This is a genomic window from Mesorhizobium sp. M0317 (genome assembly GCF_040321555.1).
In the GTDB taxonomy this organism is placed as follows: domain Bacteria; phylum Pseudomonadota; class Alphaproteobacteria; order Rhizobiales; family Rhizobiaceae; genus Mesorhizobium.
The window spans coordinates 349,318-365,515 of record NZ_JAMYRV010000001.1; the positions used below are offsets into that span (position 1 = coordinate 349,318).

A 16,198-nucleotide genomic window follows, 5' to 3' on the forward strand; every position below is an offset into this window, starting at 1 on the left:
GAGTCAGTTTTTGGCGATGGAGCCGACTTCGACGGCGTCGACGCGCTTGAGGCTCATGCCGATGACCGGCACCAGCTGCTGGTCGACGCGCACGGCGATGGTCACCGTCATCGAATTGTCGTCGGGAATGCGGGCCTGCATGACGCCGCGCAGCTGGTTGCGGTTGATGGTGAAGACGACTTTGCGGGCATCGACCACGTTGCCGCCGATGATGTCCAGGCCCGACCCCGCGGCGCCGCCCATGAAATTGCCCTTGTAGTCGCGGCCCTTGCGCTCGACGGTCGCCGACATTTTCTGGGTGAAGACACCGACGCGGCAGTCGCCATCGAGCGTCATGCCGGTCTTGTTGTCCGGCGTCGAGCCGTCGAAGCTGCAGGTGAACTTCGTGCCCTTGTATTTGCCGGCGATGATTTCGCCCGGGCCGACCCATTTGCCTTCAACGGTGCGGAAGAACTGCTTGTCGGGCTCCGCTGCAAAGGCTTTCCCGGTCGGGCCCAGAGGTGCTGCAAGCGCGACCAGGGGCAGGACGCAGGACAAGATTACGCTTTTCATAGACGACACCCGGCAACAAGGAGGCTGTTGTTGGACGACCATGAACAAGATTGGTTAATGCTTGGTGACCGCGAGAGGGCGTTCACTTGGTCGAGGCGGGTGCTTCATTCTCTTTTTTGGCCGCAAACGAGGTCAGCGCCGACAGGAAATCGCCCATACCCGGCCGCCTGCCGGCAATGAAGGGCAGGGGCCGCGCCGTCTCCATGGCAGCGATGCCGATACGCGCCGTCATCATGCCGTTTACCACGCCTTCGCCGAGTTTCGCCGACAGCCGGGCGGCAAGGCCATGGCCGACGATCTGCTGGACGAAGCTGTCGCCGACGGCGATCGAGCCGGTCACCGCCAGATGGGCAAGAACGCTGCGCGCCAGCCGGAAAAAGCCCAGCGTGCCCGGCCTGCCGCCGTAGAGTTCGGACAAGCGGCGGATCAGGCGCCCGGCCTCGAACACGACATAGGCAACGTCTACTAGTGCGCGGGGGCTGACGGCGGTGACCAGCGACACGCGTTTGGCTGTTTCGAGGATCATCACCTTGGCTCTCGCATCGAGCGGCCCGAGAATCTCGGCCTCGGCCAGTCGCACCAGATTGCCGCCGTCGATGATCTCGCCGCGCAATTCGGCCAGGGAGCGCCTGCCGGCCGCGGTTTCGGGTTTCGCAGCGACAAAGGCCGAAAGCTCTTCGACGACGGCCCTTGCAGCCTTCGGATCGTCGCGCGCCACGGCATCGAGCGCCCGCTTTTGCAGTTTTTCGACCTCGGCCAGCCGGGCAATAGCCAGGAATTCCCGCACCAGCACGACCGCGAGCGCCAACACGACAATTGCGGCCATTGCCGCTGCCAGCCAACCCAGCCACTCTGCGCGCTCGAACAGGTCGCGGATGAGCTGGTCGGTCCACAGGCCGACGGCGAGCGAAACCAGCACGCCGGCCGCGCCGAAAAACAGGCTGGATAACAGCTAGCGCCTGCGCGGTGCGGTCGCCGGCGGCGGTTCGGCGGCGACAATGTCGGGTTCGTCGAAGACATCGATCTCGGCCGGCACGACGACGGCGCGCGGCTTGCGCGGCGGCTCGGCATGGGGGCGGCGCGTTTCCTGCTTCGGTCCGGCCTCCGGCTCGATGCGGAAAGCTGCCGGTCTGCGGGGCGCGGTCATGCCAGATGGTCTCCGATCAGGAACTGCAAGGCGCGGTCGAGCCTGATATGCGGCAGCGACAGCGTGACGCCTTCGGCGGTGCGTTCGAGCTTTGGCGGGCGAAAGCGCACGAAACGGATCGCCGGATCGTCGCTGCTCTGCCGATGGTCAGATTCGGAAACGTCGAAAACCTCATCAATTTTTTCCGGCAAGTCCCCCGGAAATATCGCGGTTTCGGTTTTGCCATCGAAGGTTTCGTCGTTGATCTTCTCGCCTTTCAGCGGCGTGCCGATGATCACCGGCAGGGTGTCGCGGCCTTGCTTGACCGTGCCTTCGCGCGTCGCGCGCACCGCCGCCATGGCGACCACGTCGACATCGGCGCCGGTGAAATTTGCCCGCGCCACGGCGCGGTCGGCAAGCCGCCGCACGATTGCCTGCAGCCGGTCATGGCTTTCGTGATGCAAATGGTCGGCCTTGGTCGCGGCAACCAGGATGCGGTCGATGCGGCGTGAAAACAGGTCGGTGAGGAAATTGCCTCGGCCAGGACGGAAACAGGAGAGGATTTCGGTCACCGCGCGTTCCAGGTCGGCCATCGCGCCGGGGCCGGCGTTCAGCGCCTGCATGGCGTCGATCACCACGATCTGGCGGTCGAGGCGGGTGATGTGTTCGCGGAAGAACGGTTTCACCACATGCGTCTTGTAGGCCTCGTAGCGGCGCTCCATCATCGCTTGCAGCGAGCCGGAGCGCGGCCGTTTCTCACCCTTGAGCAGCAAGGGCGCGAAGGTCAGCGCCGGCGATCCCTCGAGGTCGCCAGGCATCAGGAAACGGCCGGGCGGCAAGGTCGAAAGCGCCCGCTCGTCGAGCTTGCAGGCCTTGAGGTAGGCGGCAAAACTCTCGGCGAGGCGCCGCGCCGTCATCTCGTCGGCGTCGGCATTGGGGTCGATCCTCGCCGACAGCGCCCGCCAGTCCTGCGACAGGTCGGCCCGCACCGGCAGCATAGCCATCTCAAAAGCTTCATGCGAAAAATCGGCGAAGGATTTGCCGAGCAGCGGCAGGTCGAGCAGCCATTCGCCGGGGTAGTCGACGATGTCGACCGACAATCGGCCGCTGGAAAACATCCGGTTCCAACCGGAGGCAGACTCATATTCGATGGTGAGCCTGAGTTCCGAAATGGCGCGCGTCGAGTCCGGCCAGACACGGTCGTTGACCAGGGCGGAGATATGGTCCTCGTACTGAAAACGCGGCACGGCATCGTCCGGCTGTTCCTCGAGGAAGGCGCGAGCGATCCGTCCCGACTTCTGCGCCTCGAACAGCGGCAGGCGCCCGCCATGGATGAGATTGTGGACGAGAGCCGAGATGAACACCGTCTTGCCGGCCCGGGACAGGCCGGTGACGCCCAGCCGAAGCGACGGCGAAAAAAGCCCGCTCGCACGCCCCGACAGCGTATCCAGGGCAATTCTCGCTTCGTCGGTGAAAGTGGTCAGCGATGATGCCAAAATCTGTTCTCTCAGGCGTGCTCTTGCGCCCGATATAGGCTTTGCGGTTCAAGTTTGAAATGGCGCCCGGCCTCGGCCGGCTCGGCTCAGAGATCGACGGGCGTCAGGAAGGCTTCGAGGTAGCCCGCGCCTTGCGCAGCCTCGGTGAGGGTGCCGTCGAAGCGCACGACCGCAAGGCCGGAGGTCGGGAAACCATGGTTCATGATGGCCCGAGCAGCCTCGTCGCCGTCGCCCGAGACCGCCATGGCAAGGTCTTCCGTCATCGGATTGTGGCCGATGACCAGCAGCGAGCCGGGGCCGCCATTGCTGCGGATGATGGCGAGGTAGCCGGCGGCATCCTCGCTGTAGAGCGTGTCGAAGAACAGCACCCGGCCGGTATCGGTGTGGCCGGCGATGCCTTCCAGCGTCTGGCGCGCCCGCTTGGCGTTGGAGCAGAGCGTGATATCGGGGATGTAGTTGCGGGCACGCATCGCCGTCCCCATCATTTCGGCATCGGCAATGCCGGATGCGTCGAGCGGGCGATCGAAGTCGCGCACGCCGGGCAGGGCCCAGCCAGCCTTCGCATGCCTCAACAGATACAGTCTGCTCACCGGACCCCCAATGGTGTGCTGCCCACCAATGACACAACTGGATTAGCCACGAGAAAGGCCTGAGGCACAATGGGCGCCGCCGCCCAAGCGCAACGAATCATGTGCGAATTCGCCCGCGCCCCTGCTATGGAAGGCTTTGCTGAGGATCGCCCGCGCGGGCATTAATAATTGCGTGAAACGCGCGCGGATTACGCTTGTGCAGCCTTCTCTGCGCGAATATATAGGCGCCAAATTTGGGGTTGTTGGGTGAGTCGAATGAACGATATCGTTACAGCCAATTACGTACCCTCCGAAGACGAGCCGTTCATGAACGAACGGCAGAAATCCTACTTTCGCCTGAAGCTCGTCACCTGGAAGACCGACATACTGCGCGAAGCGCGCGAAACACTCGAAATCCTGCAGCAGGAAAACGCCAACCACCCCGATCTCGCCGATCGCGCTTCCTCGGAAACCGACCGCGCCATCGAGCTTCGCGCCCGCGACCGCCAGCGCAAGCTCATTTCAAAGATCGATTCGGCGCTGCAGCGCATCGATGAAGGCACTTACGGCTATTGCGAGGAAACCGGCGAGCCGATCGCGCTGAAGCGTCTCGACGCGCGTCCGATCGCGACCTTGTCGATCGAAGCGCAGGAGCGCCACGAACGCCGCGAGAAGGTCTATCGCGACGATTGAGCCGCTGCCGTCAGGCAGGACTGTTTCATCGAAATGGCCGGGTTTCCCGGCCATTTGTGTTTTTAGCGAAGGGTTTAATCGCACGAAGTTAAAGCGCGTTGCGCTGAACGGATTTGTGCGACGCGCTTTAAGCGGCGTTCCGATCGGGAATCGGCAAGATGACGGCTCGCCGGGCTTTATCGTTTCTGGCTGGCGAGTTCGCCGAGCAGCTTGGTCATCTCGTCGTCGAGAGACTGCGGTGCCTTCGCAGCCGGCTTGCTTGCCGGTTTGGGGTGCGAATCGTCGAGCGAGACCTCGAGCTCCCGCATCAGGGTATCGTCGATGGACTCATGCTTCGGTGGCGGGGCCTGCCGGGCAGTATTGGCGGCGGAGCCATAGGCCGGCAGCGGTGTCACATTGCTCGCCTGGTAGATTTGAGCCGGTTTCGCCGCCGGTGCGGCCTGGCGCGGCGGAACGGCGGCTGGAGCAGCCCTTACCGGTTGCGGCGGTGGCGCCTGCCTTGCGGGCGCGGTGGGAGCGGGTTGTGCTGCGCGCGGCCGCGGCGCCTGTTGCTGCTGGCCAACACCGCCATCGCCGGTCAATGCCGGACGGCGTGGCGCTGCAAGCCTGATATCGCGCTCGACGACAACGTCGGTTGGGCCGCCGATCAAAAGCAGGTGTTCGATGTCGTCGCGACGGATGAGCACCAGCCGGCGGTGGCTGTCGACCGCCGTGGCGTCCATGACCGCCAGCCGTGTCTTGCGGTTCCTGCCGCCGGCAACGAAGGTGCCGAAGGTCAGGTTGCGGACCAGCCTGATGATGATGAGCACGATGACCAGCAGGACAAGGGCAGCAAACGTCCACAGCAGCGCTGCGGCATATCCGGGACCCGCCACATTATCCAGCCACTGCATTGGTGCCCCCAATCGGCTTTTGAAGTGGAGGGACACTAGACCGTTGCGGCCAGCCACCGCAAGTTGCCTTCACGCTTCGTGAACAGCTTGAAAACACCGACGCGTCATTTTTATCCGACATTTGCCGCCAAGGCCTTTTCCGGATTAGGAGAATGTGATTCAACCGGCCGGGGGCGGTGTCGGACAACTCACGAGCAGGGGGCATATGGCCAGGGAAACGCGCGGCGATTTCTATCCGGTACCGATCGTCGATCAGAACACGCGGCCAGGCGCGGTTACCCGGCTCATCGTGTTCATCATCGTCCTGACCGGGGCCGCGATCGTTTTCGGCATTTTCCGCGAGCGTCTTGGCGATCCGTTCTTGCTCGGCATGCTGGGCGTGCTTGCCATGATCGGCGTCGGCTTCCTGTTCGCCACGGCCATCGGCTTCGTGCAGATCGCGCCGCGTTCGACCGGGGACGAACTGTCGAAGGCCTTCGTCGATTCCATGTCGCAGGGCCTGATCGTCACCGACACCAAGGGCCGCGTCGTCTACGCCAACCGGGCCTACGCCGAGATGACCGGTGCTGCGTCGGCCGCCGATCTGAAGACGGTCGAAGGCCTGCTTTCCGATGTCCCCGAAGCTTCGGTGACCATATACCGGCTGGCCTCGGGTTTGCGCGACGGCCAGGCCGGCGACGGCGAATTCCGGCTGGCGCAGTCGATCCGGCCGGGCGCCGAACCCGGCGCGCGCTGGTACCGGGCGCGGGCCCGGACCTTCAGCGTTCCCGGTCAGCGCCTGCCGATGCTTGCCTGGCAGCTTGCCGACATCTCGCAGGAACGGGCCGAGCAGGAGCGTTTCTTCCTCGACTTGCAGAAGGCCATCGACCATCTCGACCATGCGCCGGCCGGTTTCTTCTCGGCCGACCAGGAAGGCCGCGTCACCTACATCAACGCCACGCTCGCCGAATGGCTGGGCATCGATCTGGCGAGCTTCACCCCTGGCGCCGTGACACTCCCGGAAATCGTCGCCGGCGATGGCATGGCGCTGGTGCGCTCGGTCAAGGCCGATCCCGGCACCACCCGCAACGCCGTCATCGATCTCGATCTTACGACGACGACCGGCGAGGCGCTGCCGGTGCGCTTCATGCATCGGGTCTCGGCCAGCCGCGAGGGGACCAACGGTCCCACCCGCACCATCGTGCTCAACCGCACGCAGGGCGAGGACGCATCGGCCGATCTTCGGGCTTCGGAGGTACGCTTCACTCGCTTCTTCAATTCGACGCCGATGGCCATTGCCGCCGTCGACAATGGCGGCCGCATCCTGCGCACCAATGCGCCGTTCCTGTCGCTGTTTTCCTCCGTCGTCGACGGCGACGCGGTCGACCGCCGCGTGCGGCTGGACACCGTGATCCACGAGCGCGACCGGCCGGCCTTTGCCGCCGCGTTCGAAAAGGCGCGGCTGAGGCAGGCCGACATCGAGCCGATCGACACGCTGCTGCCCGGCAATGAGGAGCGTCACATCCGCTTCTACGTCAACGCCGTCGCCGACGGCACCGGCGAGGGCGCCGAGGAATCGGCCATCGTCTATGCCGTCGAGACCACCGAGCAGAAGGCGCTCGAGGGCCAGATGGCGCAGAGCCAGAAGATGCAGGCGGTCGGACAGCTCGCCGGCGGCATCGCCCACGACTTCAACAATGTGCTGACCGCCATCATCATGGCGTCGGATCTTTTGCTGACCAATCACCGGCCGTCGGACCCATCCTTCCCCGACATCATGAACATCAAGCAGAATGCCAACCGGGCGGCCTCGCTGGTGCGGCAGTTGCTCGCCTTCTCGCGCAAGCAGACATTGCGGCCGGAAGTGCTGAACCTGACCGACGTGCTTGCCGATCTCCGGATGCTGCTTGCCCGCCTCGTTGGCAACGAGATCAAGCTGAAGGTCGACCACGGCCGCGATTTGTGGCCGGTCAAGGTCGATATCGGCCAGTTCGAGCAGGTGGTGGTCAACCTGGCCGTCAACGCGCGCGACGCCATGCCGGCCGGCGGCGACCTCACCGTGCGCACCCGCAACGTCACCGCCGAACAATGCAAGAGCTTCTCCTACCGCGAGCTCACGCCTGCCGACTATGTCGTGGTCGAGGTCGAGGATAGCGGCTCGGGCATTGCCCCGGACGTGCTGAAGAAGATTTTTGAGCCGTTCTTCACCACCAAGGAAGTCGGCAAAGGCACCGGCCTTGGCCTGTCGATGGTCTATGGCATCATCAAGCAGACCGGCGGTTTCATCTTCTGCGATTCCGAAGTCGGCAAGGGTTCGACCTTCCGCATCTTCCTGCCGCGCCATATCGTGGAGGCGAAGAAGCCCGGCGACGTCAGCGAGGCGCCGGCTGCGCCGGTGAAAGCCGCCGACAGCGCCAAGGACCTGTCGGGCTCGGCCACTGTGCTCCTCGTCGAGGACGAAGACGCCGTGCGCATGGGCGGCTCGCGGGCGCTGACCTCGCGCGGCTATACCGTCCATGAGGCCTCCTCGGGCGTCGAGGCGCTGGAAGTCTTCGAAGCGCTCGGCGGCAAAGTCGATATCGTCGTGTCCGACGTGGTGATGCCGGAAATGGACGGACCGACGCTGCTCGGCGAACTGCGCAAGCGCCAGCCCGACATCAAGTTCGTCTTCGTGTCCGGCTATGCCGAAGACGCTTTCGCCAGAAACCTGCCGCCGGACGCGCAATTCGGCTTCCTGCCGAAGCCGTTCTCCCTCAAGCAACTGGCCACCGTGGTCAAGGATGTATTGGAGTCCTAGGGCGCCCTAATTCAAAGCTTGCGCAATGACGTGACACTGCCATGATTGCAGGCGAAACGGGCGGCGGGTTTTGGGGAGCATGTCGTGACGCCGCACAACGAGGCTGCCAGGGGCGACTATGCCGCAACGGTGCTGTTGCCGGGCGATCCGCAACGCGCCGAGTGGATGGCAAAGACATTTCTTGAGGCGCCGCGCTGCGTCAACCGCCGCCGGGGCGCACTCGGCTTCACCGGTCTCTATCGCGGCCGTCCCATCAGCATCCAGGCCACCGGCATCGGTGTCCCGTCCTTCCTGGTCTATGCGCATGAACTCCTGGATGTTCACGGCGTAAAAACGCTAATCCGCACAGGCACCTGCGGCGGCCTGACACCCCGCGTGCCGCTGCGCTCCTTGGTGATCTCGCAGTCGGTGCGCGCCGAAAGCGACCAAAGCGGCCAGGTCTTCGGCCTCTACGATGCTGCCGCCGGGCCCGATCCCGGCCTGTTCGCCCACGCTTTGGCCTGCGCCGCCCAGCTCGGCATCGACCACCAGGCCGGGCTGACCATCTGCAGCGATGTCTTCTACCACCCTGAAGGGCGCGACCGCTTTGCCGAAGCGCAGGCGCTTGGGGCTCTCGCTGTCGATATGGAAACCAGCGCACTCTACCGAATCGCGGCGCATTTCGGCGCCCGCGCGCTGTCGCTGCTGACCGTCGTCGACAACATCGTGACCGGCGAACAGACTGCCTATTCCGAACGTCAGGCGCTGTTCACCGATATGGCGCGGCTCGGGCTCGACGTTGCGGCGGAAGGCTAGCTTCCTCAGGCCGCTTCGCGCTTCGGCGTCAGCTCATCCATGTCTGGCCGGTGACCGCGCAGATAGAGCGCGCAGGTGGTACGCAGCATCGACGCGAAATTGGGAATGGCGCCGTTGATCTCGATCGCCTCGTCATAGAGTTTTGAGATGAACTTCGGCGTCGTCAGGCCCTGGCTGTCGGCAATTTCGTCAAGCAGCGCCCAGAACGTTCCTTCAAGCTGGATACTCGTAGAGTGACCGTCGATGCGGATCGACCGGTTGATCTGTCGATAGCCTTCCGGATCCTGCCCGGCAAAAACCCTGCACATCCTTACCTCCCGATATTGTTGGTTTTGGGCGCAGCGTGTCGCGCCTTCAAGTTGTGGTTGTCCCTGCATGTTCGGCCTTGTGGGCCGAATCGGCAATCGGACTTTCGTCTTTAGGCGCAGGCATAGCAGCGATTGCAAATTTAGCCGTGGTAACCGGCTGCCACCACCTTTCGCGCGTGCCGCCCATAATCGCCTCCAGCATGCAGCGGCGGAGACTGATTTGGCGAAGGCAATCCACTCCATGATCCGGGTTCTCCAAGAGGCCAGATCCGTCGATTTCTACAGAAACGCTTTCGGGCTCGATGTCGCCGACAGGCTGGATTTCGAGACATTCACGCTGATTTACCTTGCCAACGCCGAAACGGGGTTCGAGCTCGAACTCACCGTGAACAAGGGCCGCACCGAGCCTTATGAGCTAGGCGACGGTTACGGCCATCTGGCGGTCTCGGTGTCCGATCTCGACAGTGAACACGACCGGATCGGCGCGCTCGGCCTCAACCCCAAGAAGATCGTCGAATTCAACCGCGACGGATCGCTGATCGCGCGCTTTTTCTTCATCGAGGACCCCGACGGCTACAAGATCGAGGTTCTGCAGCGTGGAGGGCGCTTCCAGTAGGGGATTATCGGCCGCATTCAGCCGCGCGACGCCAGCAACGGCGCTGTTCAAGGGCGCAAACAGCAAGCAGGGAGGAACAAAATGGTCACGATCTATGACGCGAGGCTCTCACGTCGTGAACTTCTCAAACGCGGCGGCATCGGCGCGTTGCTCGTCATTTCCGGCAGCGCCGTCAACAGCCCTGAAAATGCCTGGGGGCTCGAGACATCGGCGCTCAAGCCCGAAACCATGGCAACGCTGATCCAGATGGCGCGCGACATCTATCCGCACGATCAGGTGCCCGACAAATACTACGCCATCGCCGTAAAAGGGCATGATGAGCAGGCCGGCAAGGACGCTGCCTACAAGACGATGATCGAAGACGGCATCGCCGACCTCGACAAGAAGTCGGGCGAGGGCGGCTATCGCGGCCTCGGCTGGGAGGAGCAGCGCGTCGCCGTGCTGCAGCAGATCGAGGCGACGCCGTTCTTCCAGTCCATCCGCGGCGGCCTCGTCGTCAGCCTCTACAACCAGCAGGAGGTGTGGCCGATCTTCGGCTACGAGGGCGAATCCTACTCCAAGGGCGGCTACATCGCGCGCGGTTTCGACGACATAGAGTGGCTCTGAGCCCTTCCGTCGTTCTGAAACCCCGCAAACAGGAATTCATGGGAGGAAACCATGGCAGCTTCATTTGATCTCAACAACGACGGCGTGGTCGTGATCATCGGCTCCGGCGCCGGCGGCGGCACGCTCGGCAACGAACTCGCCCAGAAAGGCGTCGATGTCGTCATCCTCGAGGCCGGCGCGCGTCACGAATACGAGGATTTCATCAATGACGAGTGGGGTTCCTTCAGCCAACTCGCCTGGACGGACAGGCGCACGACGTCCGGCGACTGGCGGGTGTCGAAGGATTTTCCGAATTTGCCGGCCTGGATAGTCAAATCGGTCGGCGGCTCGACCACGCACTGGGCCGGCGCCTCGCTGCGCTTCCAGGAGCATGAGTTCAAGACGCTCTCGACCTACGGCAAGCTGGAAGGCGCCAACCTGCTGGACTGGCCGGTCACATTGGCCGAGATGGAGCCTTACTACGCCAAGGCGGAAGCCAAGATGGGCGTCACCGGCACCAATGGCTGGCCGCGGCTGCCCGGCAACAACAATTTCAAGGTGCTCAAGGCCGGCGCCGACAAGCTCGGCTATAAGGAATGTCATACCGGCAACATGGCAATCAATTCGGTCGAGCGTGATGACCGGAACTCCTGCCAACAGACCGGCTTCTGCTTCCAGGGCTGCAAATGGGGCGCCAAATGGTCGACGCTCTACACCGAGATTCCCAAGGGTGAGGCGACCGGCCATCTCGAGGTCCGGCCAAACGCCATGGCGATCAAGATCAACCATGACGCTAGCGGAAAAGTGACCGGCGTCGTCTATGCCGACAAGGACGGCAATCTGCAGGAGCAGAAGGCCCGCATCGTCGCCGTCGCCGGCAACTCGATCGAAAGCCCGCGCCTGCTGCTGAACTCCGAGTCAGCGAAGTTTCCGCAAGGGCTTGCCAATTCGTCGGGGCAGGTCGGCAAGAACTACATGCGCCACACCACCGGTTCGGTCTACGCCATTTTCGACCAACCGGTGCATATGTATCGCGGCACCACCATGGCCGGCATTATCCGCGACGAGGCGCGGTACGATCCCTCACGCGGCTTTGTCGGCGGCTATGAATTCGAGACGCTGTCGCTCGGCCTGCCCTTCATGGCCGCCTTCCTCAATCCCGGCGGCTGGGGCCGTTCCTTCACCACCGCGCTCGACCACTATGATCACATGGCTGGCCTGTGGATCGTCGGCGAGGACATGCCGCGCGCGGAAAACCGCGTCACGCTGCACAAGGACGAGAAGGAGGCGCACGGCATGCCGATCGCCGACGTGCATTTCGATGATCATCCCAACGACACGGCGATGCGCAATCATGCCTACAAGCAGGCCACAGCGCTTTACGATGCGGTCGGCGCGACGCGCTCCTTCCCGACGCCGCCCTATCCCTCAACCCACAATCTCGGCACAAACCGGATGAGCGAAAAGGCGGAAGACGGCGTCGTCAACAAGCACGGCCAGGCGCACGACATCAAGAACCTGTTCGTGTCGGACGGCAGCCAGTTCACGACCGGTGCGGCTGAAAATCCGACGCTGACGATCGTGTCGCTGGCTATCCGCCAGGCCGAATACATCGCTTCGCAAATGTCGGCCAAGACGATCTGAGCCGTCCTCCCGGATCGCTACGCGGAACGCGCATGGCGCGTTCCGCCTTTTTCACTAGGACTCACTATGCGCCGACCGGCTGTCCGTCCATGCGGCGGATGGCGACGACGGAAGGTCGCGGCAACTGGCCGTCTTTGAAATCGGGCCATAGCGTCTGCACCTTGTCGAGCGTCGCGGCATCTTCCGCAGGGTGCTGCACCGACAGGAACAAAGTCGTGCCGTCCGGCGTGAAGCACGGGCCGGTCGCTTCGGCGCCGTGCGGGCAGGTGAACAGCAGCTTCGGCAGGCCGCGCGCCGCACCTTCGGTGTCGACGCCATAGACGCCGTCCGGCAGGTCGAAATCATTGGCGCCGTCCGTCGCCACCCACAGCCGCCCCGTAGGGTCGAAGGTGATGTTGTCGGGGCAGACGAACCAGCCATTGTCCGACGTAGCCGGATGAAAAGTGGCGCCGACCTTGGCATCTTTCGGGTTGCCGCAGAGCACGAACAGGTCCCAGGCATAGTTTTCGGCCGTGTGGTCGGCGTCCGCGCCGCGGCCGCCAGGCGGGATCAGTTCGACAATATGGCCCCAGAGATTTTCCGGCCGCGTGTTGGCCGGATTGACCTTCGACTGGTCGCGCTTCTTGTTCTTGGTCATCACCGCATAGACGCGGCCGGTCACCGGATTGGTCTCGATGTCCTCTGGCCGGTCCATCGGCGTGGCGCCGAGCGCATCTGCCGCAAACCGCGTCTTCAACAGCACCTCGGCCTGGTCGGCAAAACCGTTCTCGACGGTAAGCTTGCCCTGGCCGTGCACCAACGGCAGCCACGTCATCGAGCCATCGGCATCGAAGCGGGCGACCGACAGCACGCCATCGTCGAGCAGATCGGCGCCGGAGGCCGGGTTGGCCTTGTCATAGGCCTTGGCCGAGACGAAGCGGTACATATATTCGAAATAGTCGTCGTCACCCATATAGACGACAACGCGGCCGTCCTTGTTGAGGACCACGGTCGAGGCCTCATGCGACATGCGGCCAAGTGCCGTGCGCTTCACCGGCCTGGACTGAGGATCGTAAGGGTCGATCTCGACCACCCAGTCGAAGCGGTTGGCCTCGTTCGGTTCCTTGTCGAGGTTGAAGCGGTCATGGAAGCGGCCGCGGCCATAGATGTCGGAGCCATCGAAGCCGTAACGGTCAAGCAGGTCGGCGATCGGCGCCCTTTTCGGGTCGCCGCCGAAAATGTCGGACACGCCTTCCTCGCAGGTCAGCACCGTACCCCAGGGGGTGAAACCGCCGCTGCAGTTGTAGCTGGTGCCGAGCACTTTGGTGCCAGTCGCGTCGGCCGAGGTCTTCATCAGCGCATGGCCGGCAACCGGTCCGGAAACGGTCATTTCGGTGTTGGCGGTGATGCGGCGGTTCAGCGGACTGTCGGCTACGGTTTCCCACTTGCCGTCCTTCAATTGCACCTCGACGATCGAATGGCCCATCGCGGCCATGCCGAGATCGACCTGTTCCCTGGTCATCGTCTTGCCGGCATCGCCCTCGGTCATCCCCGGAAACATCACATTGGGCGAGATGTATTCGTTGTTGACGCAGAGCAGGCCATGATCAGAATTCACCGTGCCCTTCGGCAGCGGCATGAAGGCGATGTAGTCGCAATTGTAGCCGAAGCGCTTTTCCTGTTCCTCCGCCGCGACCTTGTTGCCGTCGAATTCGGCGAGGCCAGCTGCAAGCGGATCGCCCCAGCGCGCGACGATGGTCGTCTCATAGCCTTCGGCGGCGGCATGGGTCTTGTCGTAGACCCGCTTCAGCTCGGGAAAGCCGAGCGTCGACTGCGCTGCGGCGGCATGCGTTTCGCCGGCAAACAAGGAGCCGACAAAGCTGCCGCCGGCAATCAGCGCGCCGGAGGCGAGGCTGCCTTTCAAAAGAGACCGGCGCGAGACGCGCTCGGCAATGATTTCGCGGATGAAGGGGGAGGATGAAGACGGTGTATTGGCCATGGTGTCTGCCTCTCAGGGTGGATGTTACGGCGCACCGTTGCCCTAGTCTGCTTAGGCAACATTCACATGACATAGGAGGAAGGTTTTGCCGCAACTGGGCGCGGCACTACGCATCGCTCAGCCCTTGGTGCAGGTCGAGGCGGTGAAGGCGCCGTCGGGCTGCTTCAGAATGATGTCGAATGACGGGGCGGTCTCGCCGTCCAGTGTTGCCTGTGTCATGGAGACGGAGTTGCCACCGGTGGTATAGCCGCCCAGCGGCCCGAGCCAGGTTATCTCGCCATTGGCATTCATCTGATAGTTGTAGCCTTGCGTCCCGGTGCCGAATGTCACCGGGCCGGTATAGACATTGCCCTTGATGGTGATGTCGCCGAGGTTGAGGAAGGCGCCGAGCAGGTAGACCTCGCAATGATAGGTGCCGTCCGGAAGCTTGCCCTCGCCGAAATCGGCGCGCGCGGCGCCGCTCGTTGCCATCAGCAGCAGGATGCAGGAAATGCGGGAGATGCGAGATGTCATGACGTCTCTCTTTTGAAGGGCGAGCTTGCCCTATTTTTGCGCGGTGCCGCAACATTGTTCGCCCGGAAACCACGGCCGGAGATCAAAAACTAGGCATTTGTCTCAATTGGGCGAAAATTAGGCAAAAGTCGTGTGCGCTGCGCAAATTTGCCTCAATCAATTTTACCGGCTGCCTTTGTTGTTTCTCCAGGCTAATATACCAACCGGCTGATAACGCTCGGCTATTCCATCTTTATGAGCGGCGCCTTCGCGTTTGGCACGGCAGTTGCTTTGCATTGTCGCGGTGCAATCAAACAGCTTGGGAGTCTTCGGTATGAGGGGTAATTTCTCCACAATAACAAAAATGTTTTCGGCGGGCGTGATCGCCGCCGGCCTGTCGATGTCGTCTCCGGCCAAGGCCGCCGAAGACACGATCAAGGTCGGCATTCTGCATTCGCTGTCGGGGACCATGGCGATTTCGGAGACGACGCTGAAAGACGCCATGCTGATGCTCATCGAAGAGCAGAATGCCAAGGGCGGTCTGCTCGGCAAGAAGCTCGAGGCGGTCGTTGTCGATCCGGCCTCCAACTGGCCGCTCTTCGCCGAAAAGGCGCGCGAGCTGATCTCGAAGGACAAGGTCGCCGCCGTGTTCGGCTGCTGGACCTCGGTGTCGCGCAAATCGGTGTTGCCGGTGTTCTCGGAACTCGACAACATCCTGTTCTACCCCGTCCAGTATGAGGGCGAGGAAAGCGAGCGCAACGTGTTCTACACCGGCGCCGCCCCAAACCAGCAGGCGATTCCTGCCGTCGATTATCTCATGAGCGAGGACGGTGGCTCGGTGAAGCGCTGGGTGCTGGAAGGCACCGACTACGTCTATCCCCGAACCACCAACAAAATCCTCGAGGCCTATCTGAAGGCCAAGGGCGTCGCCGCCGAAGACATCATGGTCAACTACACGCCGTTCGGCTTCTCCGACTGGCAGACCGAAGTCTCCGCAATCAAGAAATTCGGCTCGGCCGGCAAGAAGACCGCCGTCGTCTCGACCGTCAATGGCGACGCCAACGTTCCGTTCTACAAGGAACTCGGCAACCAGGGCATCAAGGCCGAGGACATCCCGGTCATGGCCTTTTCGGTCGGTGAGGAAGAACTGGCCGGTCTCGATACCGCGCCGCTGGTCGGCCATCTCGCTGCCTGGAACTATTTCGAGAGCGTCGACACACCCGAAAACAAGAAGTTCATCGCCGACTGGCACAAGTTCATCAAGAATGACAAGCGCACCACCAACGACCCGATGGAAGCTCACTATATCGGCTTCAACATGTGGGTGAAGGCGGTCGAAAAGGCTGGCACCACCGATCCCGACAAGGTCATCGACGCCATGGTCGGCGTGTCCGTGCCGAACCTCACCGGCGGCTATTCGACCATGATGCCGAACCATCACATCACCAAGCCGGTGCTGATCGGCGAGATCCAGGCCGACGGCCAGTTCGAGACCGTGTCGCAGACGCCCGGCCTCGTGATGGGCGACGAATGGTCCGACTATCTGCCCGATTCCAAGGACCTGATTTCGGATTGGCGCGCGCCTCTGTCCTGCGGCAACTTCAACGTTGCCACCGGCAAATGCGGCGGCAAGGGCACGAACTGATCCCTCCCGGGACTGACCGATCGTGGACGC

Annotated in this window: 14 protein-coding genes and 1 pseudogene; 7 read left to right on the forward strand and 8 right to left on the reverse strand. The window is 63.0% G+C overall.

Features of this window, described 5'->3' with window-relative positions; translation table 11 throughout:
- Positions 1–3: 3 nt before the first annotated feature.
- From NKI88_RS01770 to NKI88_RS01785, 4 genes and pseudogenes are all read right to left on the reverse strand, one after another.
- A complete protein-coding gene (locus NKI88_RS01770; RefSeq protein WP_023673495.1) occupies positions 4–552 on the reverse strand; it encodes a hypothetical protein in 549 nt (182 codons plus the stop codon).
- A gap of 82 nt (positions 553–634) precedes the next feature.
- Positions 635–1,699 (reverse strand): annotated as a pseudogene (locus NKI88_RS01775) (YcjF family protein).
- On the reverse strand, positions 1,696–3,174 hold the full coding sequence (locus NKI88_RS01780; protein WP_352653608.1) for a YcjX family GTP-binding protein: 1,479 nt from the start codon (positions 3,172–3,174) through the stop codon (positions 1,696–1,698). Before NKI88_RS01780 ends, NKI88_RS01775 begins: the two are co-directional and overlap by 4 nt.
- An 86-nt stretch (positions 3,175–3,260) precedes the next feature.
- Positions 3,261–3,764 (reverse strand): SixA phosphatase family protein, encoded by a 504-nt coding sequence (locus NKI88_RS01785; RefSeq protein WP_023693370.1) that lies wholly within the window; start codon positions 3,762–3,764, stop codon positions 3,261–3,263.
- 255 nt (positions 3,765–4,019) lie between these two features.
- Here NKI88_RS01785 and dksA point away from each other — a divergent pair, with 255 nt between their 5' ends.
- Positions 4,020–4,436 (forward strand): RNA polymerase-binding protein DksA, encoded by a 417-nt coding sequence (dksA, locus tag NKI88_RS01790; protein WP_023673491.1) that lies wholly within the window; start codon positions 4,020–4,022, stop codon positions 4,434–4,436.
- Between the two features lie 176 nt (positions 4,437–4,612).
- On the opposite strand, the gene NKI88_RS01795 is transcribed toward dksA, so the two are convergent.
- On the reverse strand, positions 4,613–5,329 hold the full coding sequence (locus tag NKI88_RS01795) for a hypothetical protein (RefSeq protein WP_352653609.1): 717 nt from the start codon (positions 5,327–5,329) through the stop codon (positions 4,613–4,615).
- Positions 5,330–5,534: 205 nt separating this feature from the next.
- Here NKI88_RS01795 and cckA point away from each other — a divergent pair, with 205 nt between their 5' ends.
- Together cckA and NKI88_RS01805 are read left to right on the forward strand one after the other, a co-directional pair.
- Positions 5,535–8,105, forward strand: a complete 2,571-nt coding sequence (gene cckA / locus NKI88_RS01800) for a cell cycle histidine kinase CckA (RefSeq protein ID WP_023670922.1) — start codon at positions 5,535–5,537, stop codon at positions 8,103–8,105.
- Between the two features lie 84 nt (positions 8,106–8,189).
- Complete coding sequence (locus tag NKI88_RS01805) at positions 8,190–8,900, forward strand: purine-nucleoside phosphorylase (protein ID WP_023670923.1); 711 nt, start codon at positions 8,190–8,192, stop codon at positions 8,898–8,900.
- Positions 8,901–8,905: 5 nt separating this feature from the next.
- Here NKI88_RS01805 and NKI88_RS01810 read toward each other — a convergent pair whose 3' ends face one another.
- Positions 8,906–9,208: a ribbon-helix-helix domain-containing protein gene (locus NKI88_RS01810; protein ID WP_023670924.1), complete on the reverse strand. Its 303-nt coding sequence runs from the start codon at positions 9,206–9,208 to the stop codon at positions 8,906–8,908.
- Between the two features lie 220 nt (positions 9,209–9,428).
- On the opposite strand from NKI88_RS01810, the gene NKI88_RS01815 reads away from it, so the two are divergent.
- The 3 genes from NKI88_RS01815 to NKI88_RS01825 all read left to right on the forward strand — a co-directional run bounded on the left by NKI88_RS01815 (position 9,429) and on the right by NKI88_RS01825 (position 12,053).
- Complete coding sequence (locus NKI88_RS01815) at positions 9,429–9,824, forward strand: VOC family protein (RefSeq protein WP_023670926.1); 396 nt, start codon at positions 9,429–9,431, stop codon at positions 9,822–9,824.
- Positions 9,825–9,905: 81 nt separating this feature from the next.
- Positions 9,906–10,430: a gluconate 2-dehydrogenase subunit 3 family protein gene (locus NKI88_RS01820; RefSeq protein WP_352653610.1), complete on the forward strand. Its 525-nt coding sequence runs from the start codon at positions 9,906–9,908 to the stop codon at positions 10,428–10,430.
- A gap of 51 nt (positions 10,431–10,481) precedes the next feature.
- Positions 10,482–12,053, forward strand: coding sequence for a GMC family oxidoreductase (locus NKI88_RS01825; RefSeq protein ID WP_352653611.1), 1,572 nt, complete (start codon positions 10,482–10,484; stop codon positions 12,051–12,053).
- 64 nt (positions 12,054–12,117) lie between these two features.
- On the opposite strand, the gene NKI88_RS01830 is transcribed toward NKI88_RS01825, so the two are convergent.
- Together NKI88_RS01830 and NKI88_RS01835 are read right to left on the reverse strand one after the other, a co-directional pair.
- Positions 12,118–14,031 (reverse strand): PhoX family protein, encoded by a 1,914-nt coding sequence (locus NKI88_RS01830; protein WP_352653612.1) that lies wholly within the window; start codon positions 14,029–14,031, stop codon positions 12,118–12,120.
- 117 nt (positions 14,032–14,148) lie between these two features.
- On the reverse strand, positions 14,149–14,544 hold the full coding sequence (locus tag NKI88_RS01835) for a hypothetical protein (protein WP_023742499.1): 396 nt from the start codon (positions 14,542–14,544) through the stop codon (positions 14,149–14,151).
- A 313-nt stretch (positions 14,545–14,857) separates the two neighbouring features.
- Between NKI88_RS01835 and urtA the strand changes: the two genes are divergently transcribed.
- A complete protein-coding gene (urtA, locus tag NKI88_RS01840; RefSeq protein ID WP_023684621.1) occupies positions 14,858–16,168 on the forward strand; it encodes an urea ABC transporter substrate-binding protein in 1,311 nt (436 codons plus the stop codon).
- The last annotated feature ends 30 nt before the right edge of the window (positions 16,169–16,198 follow it).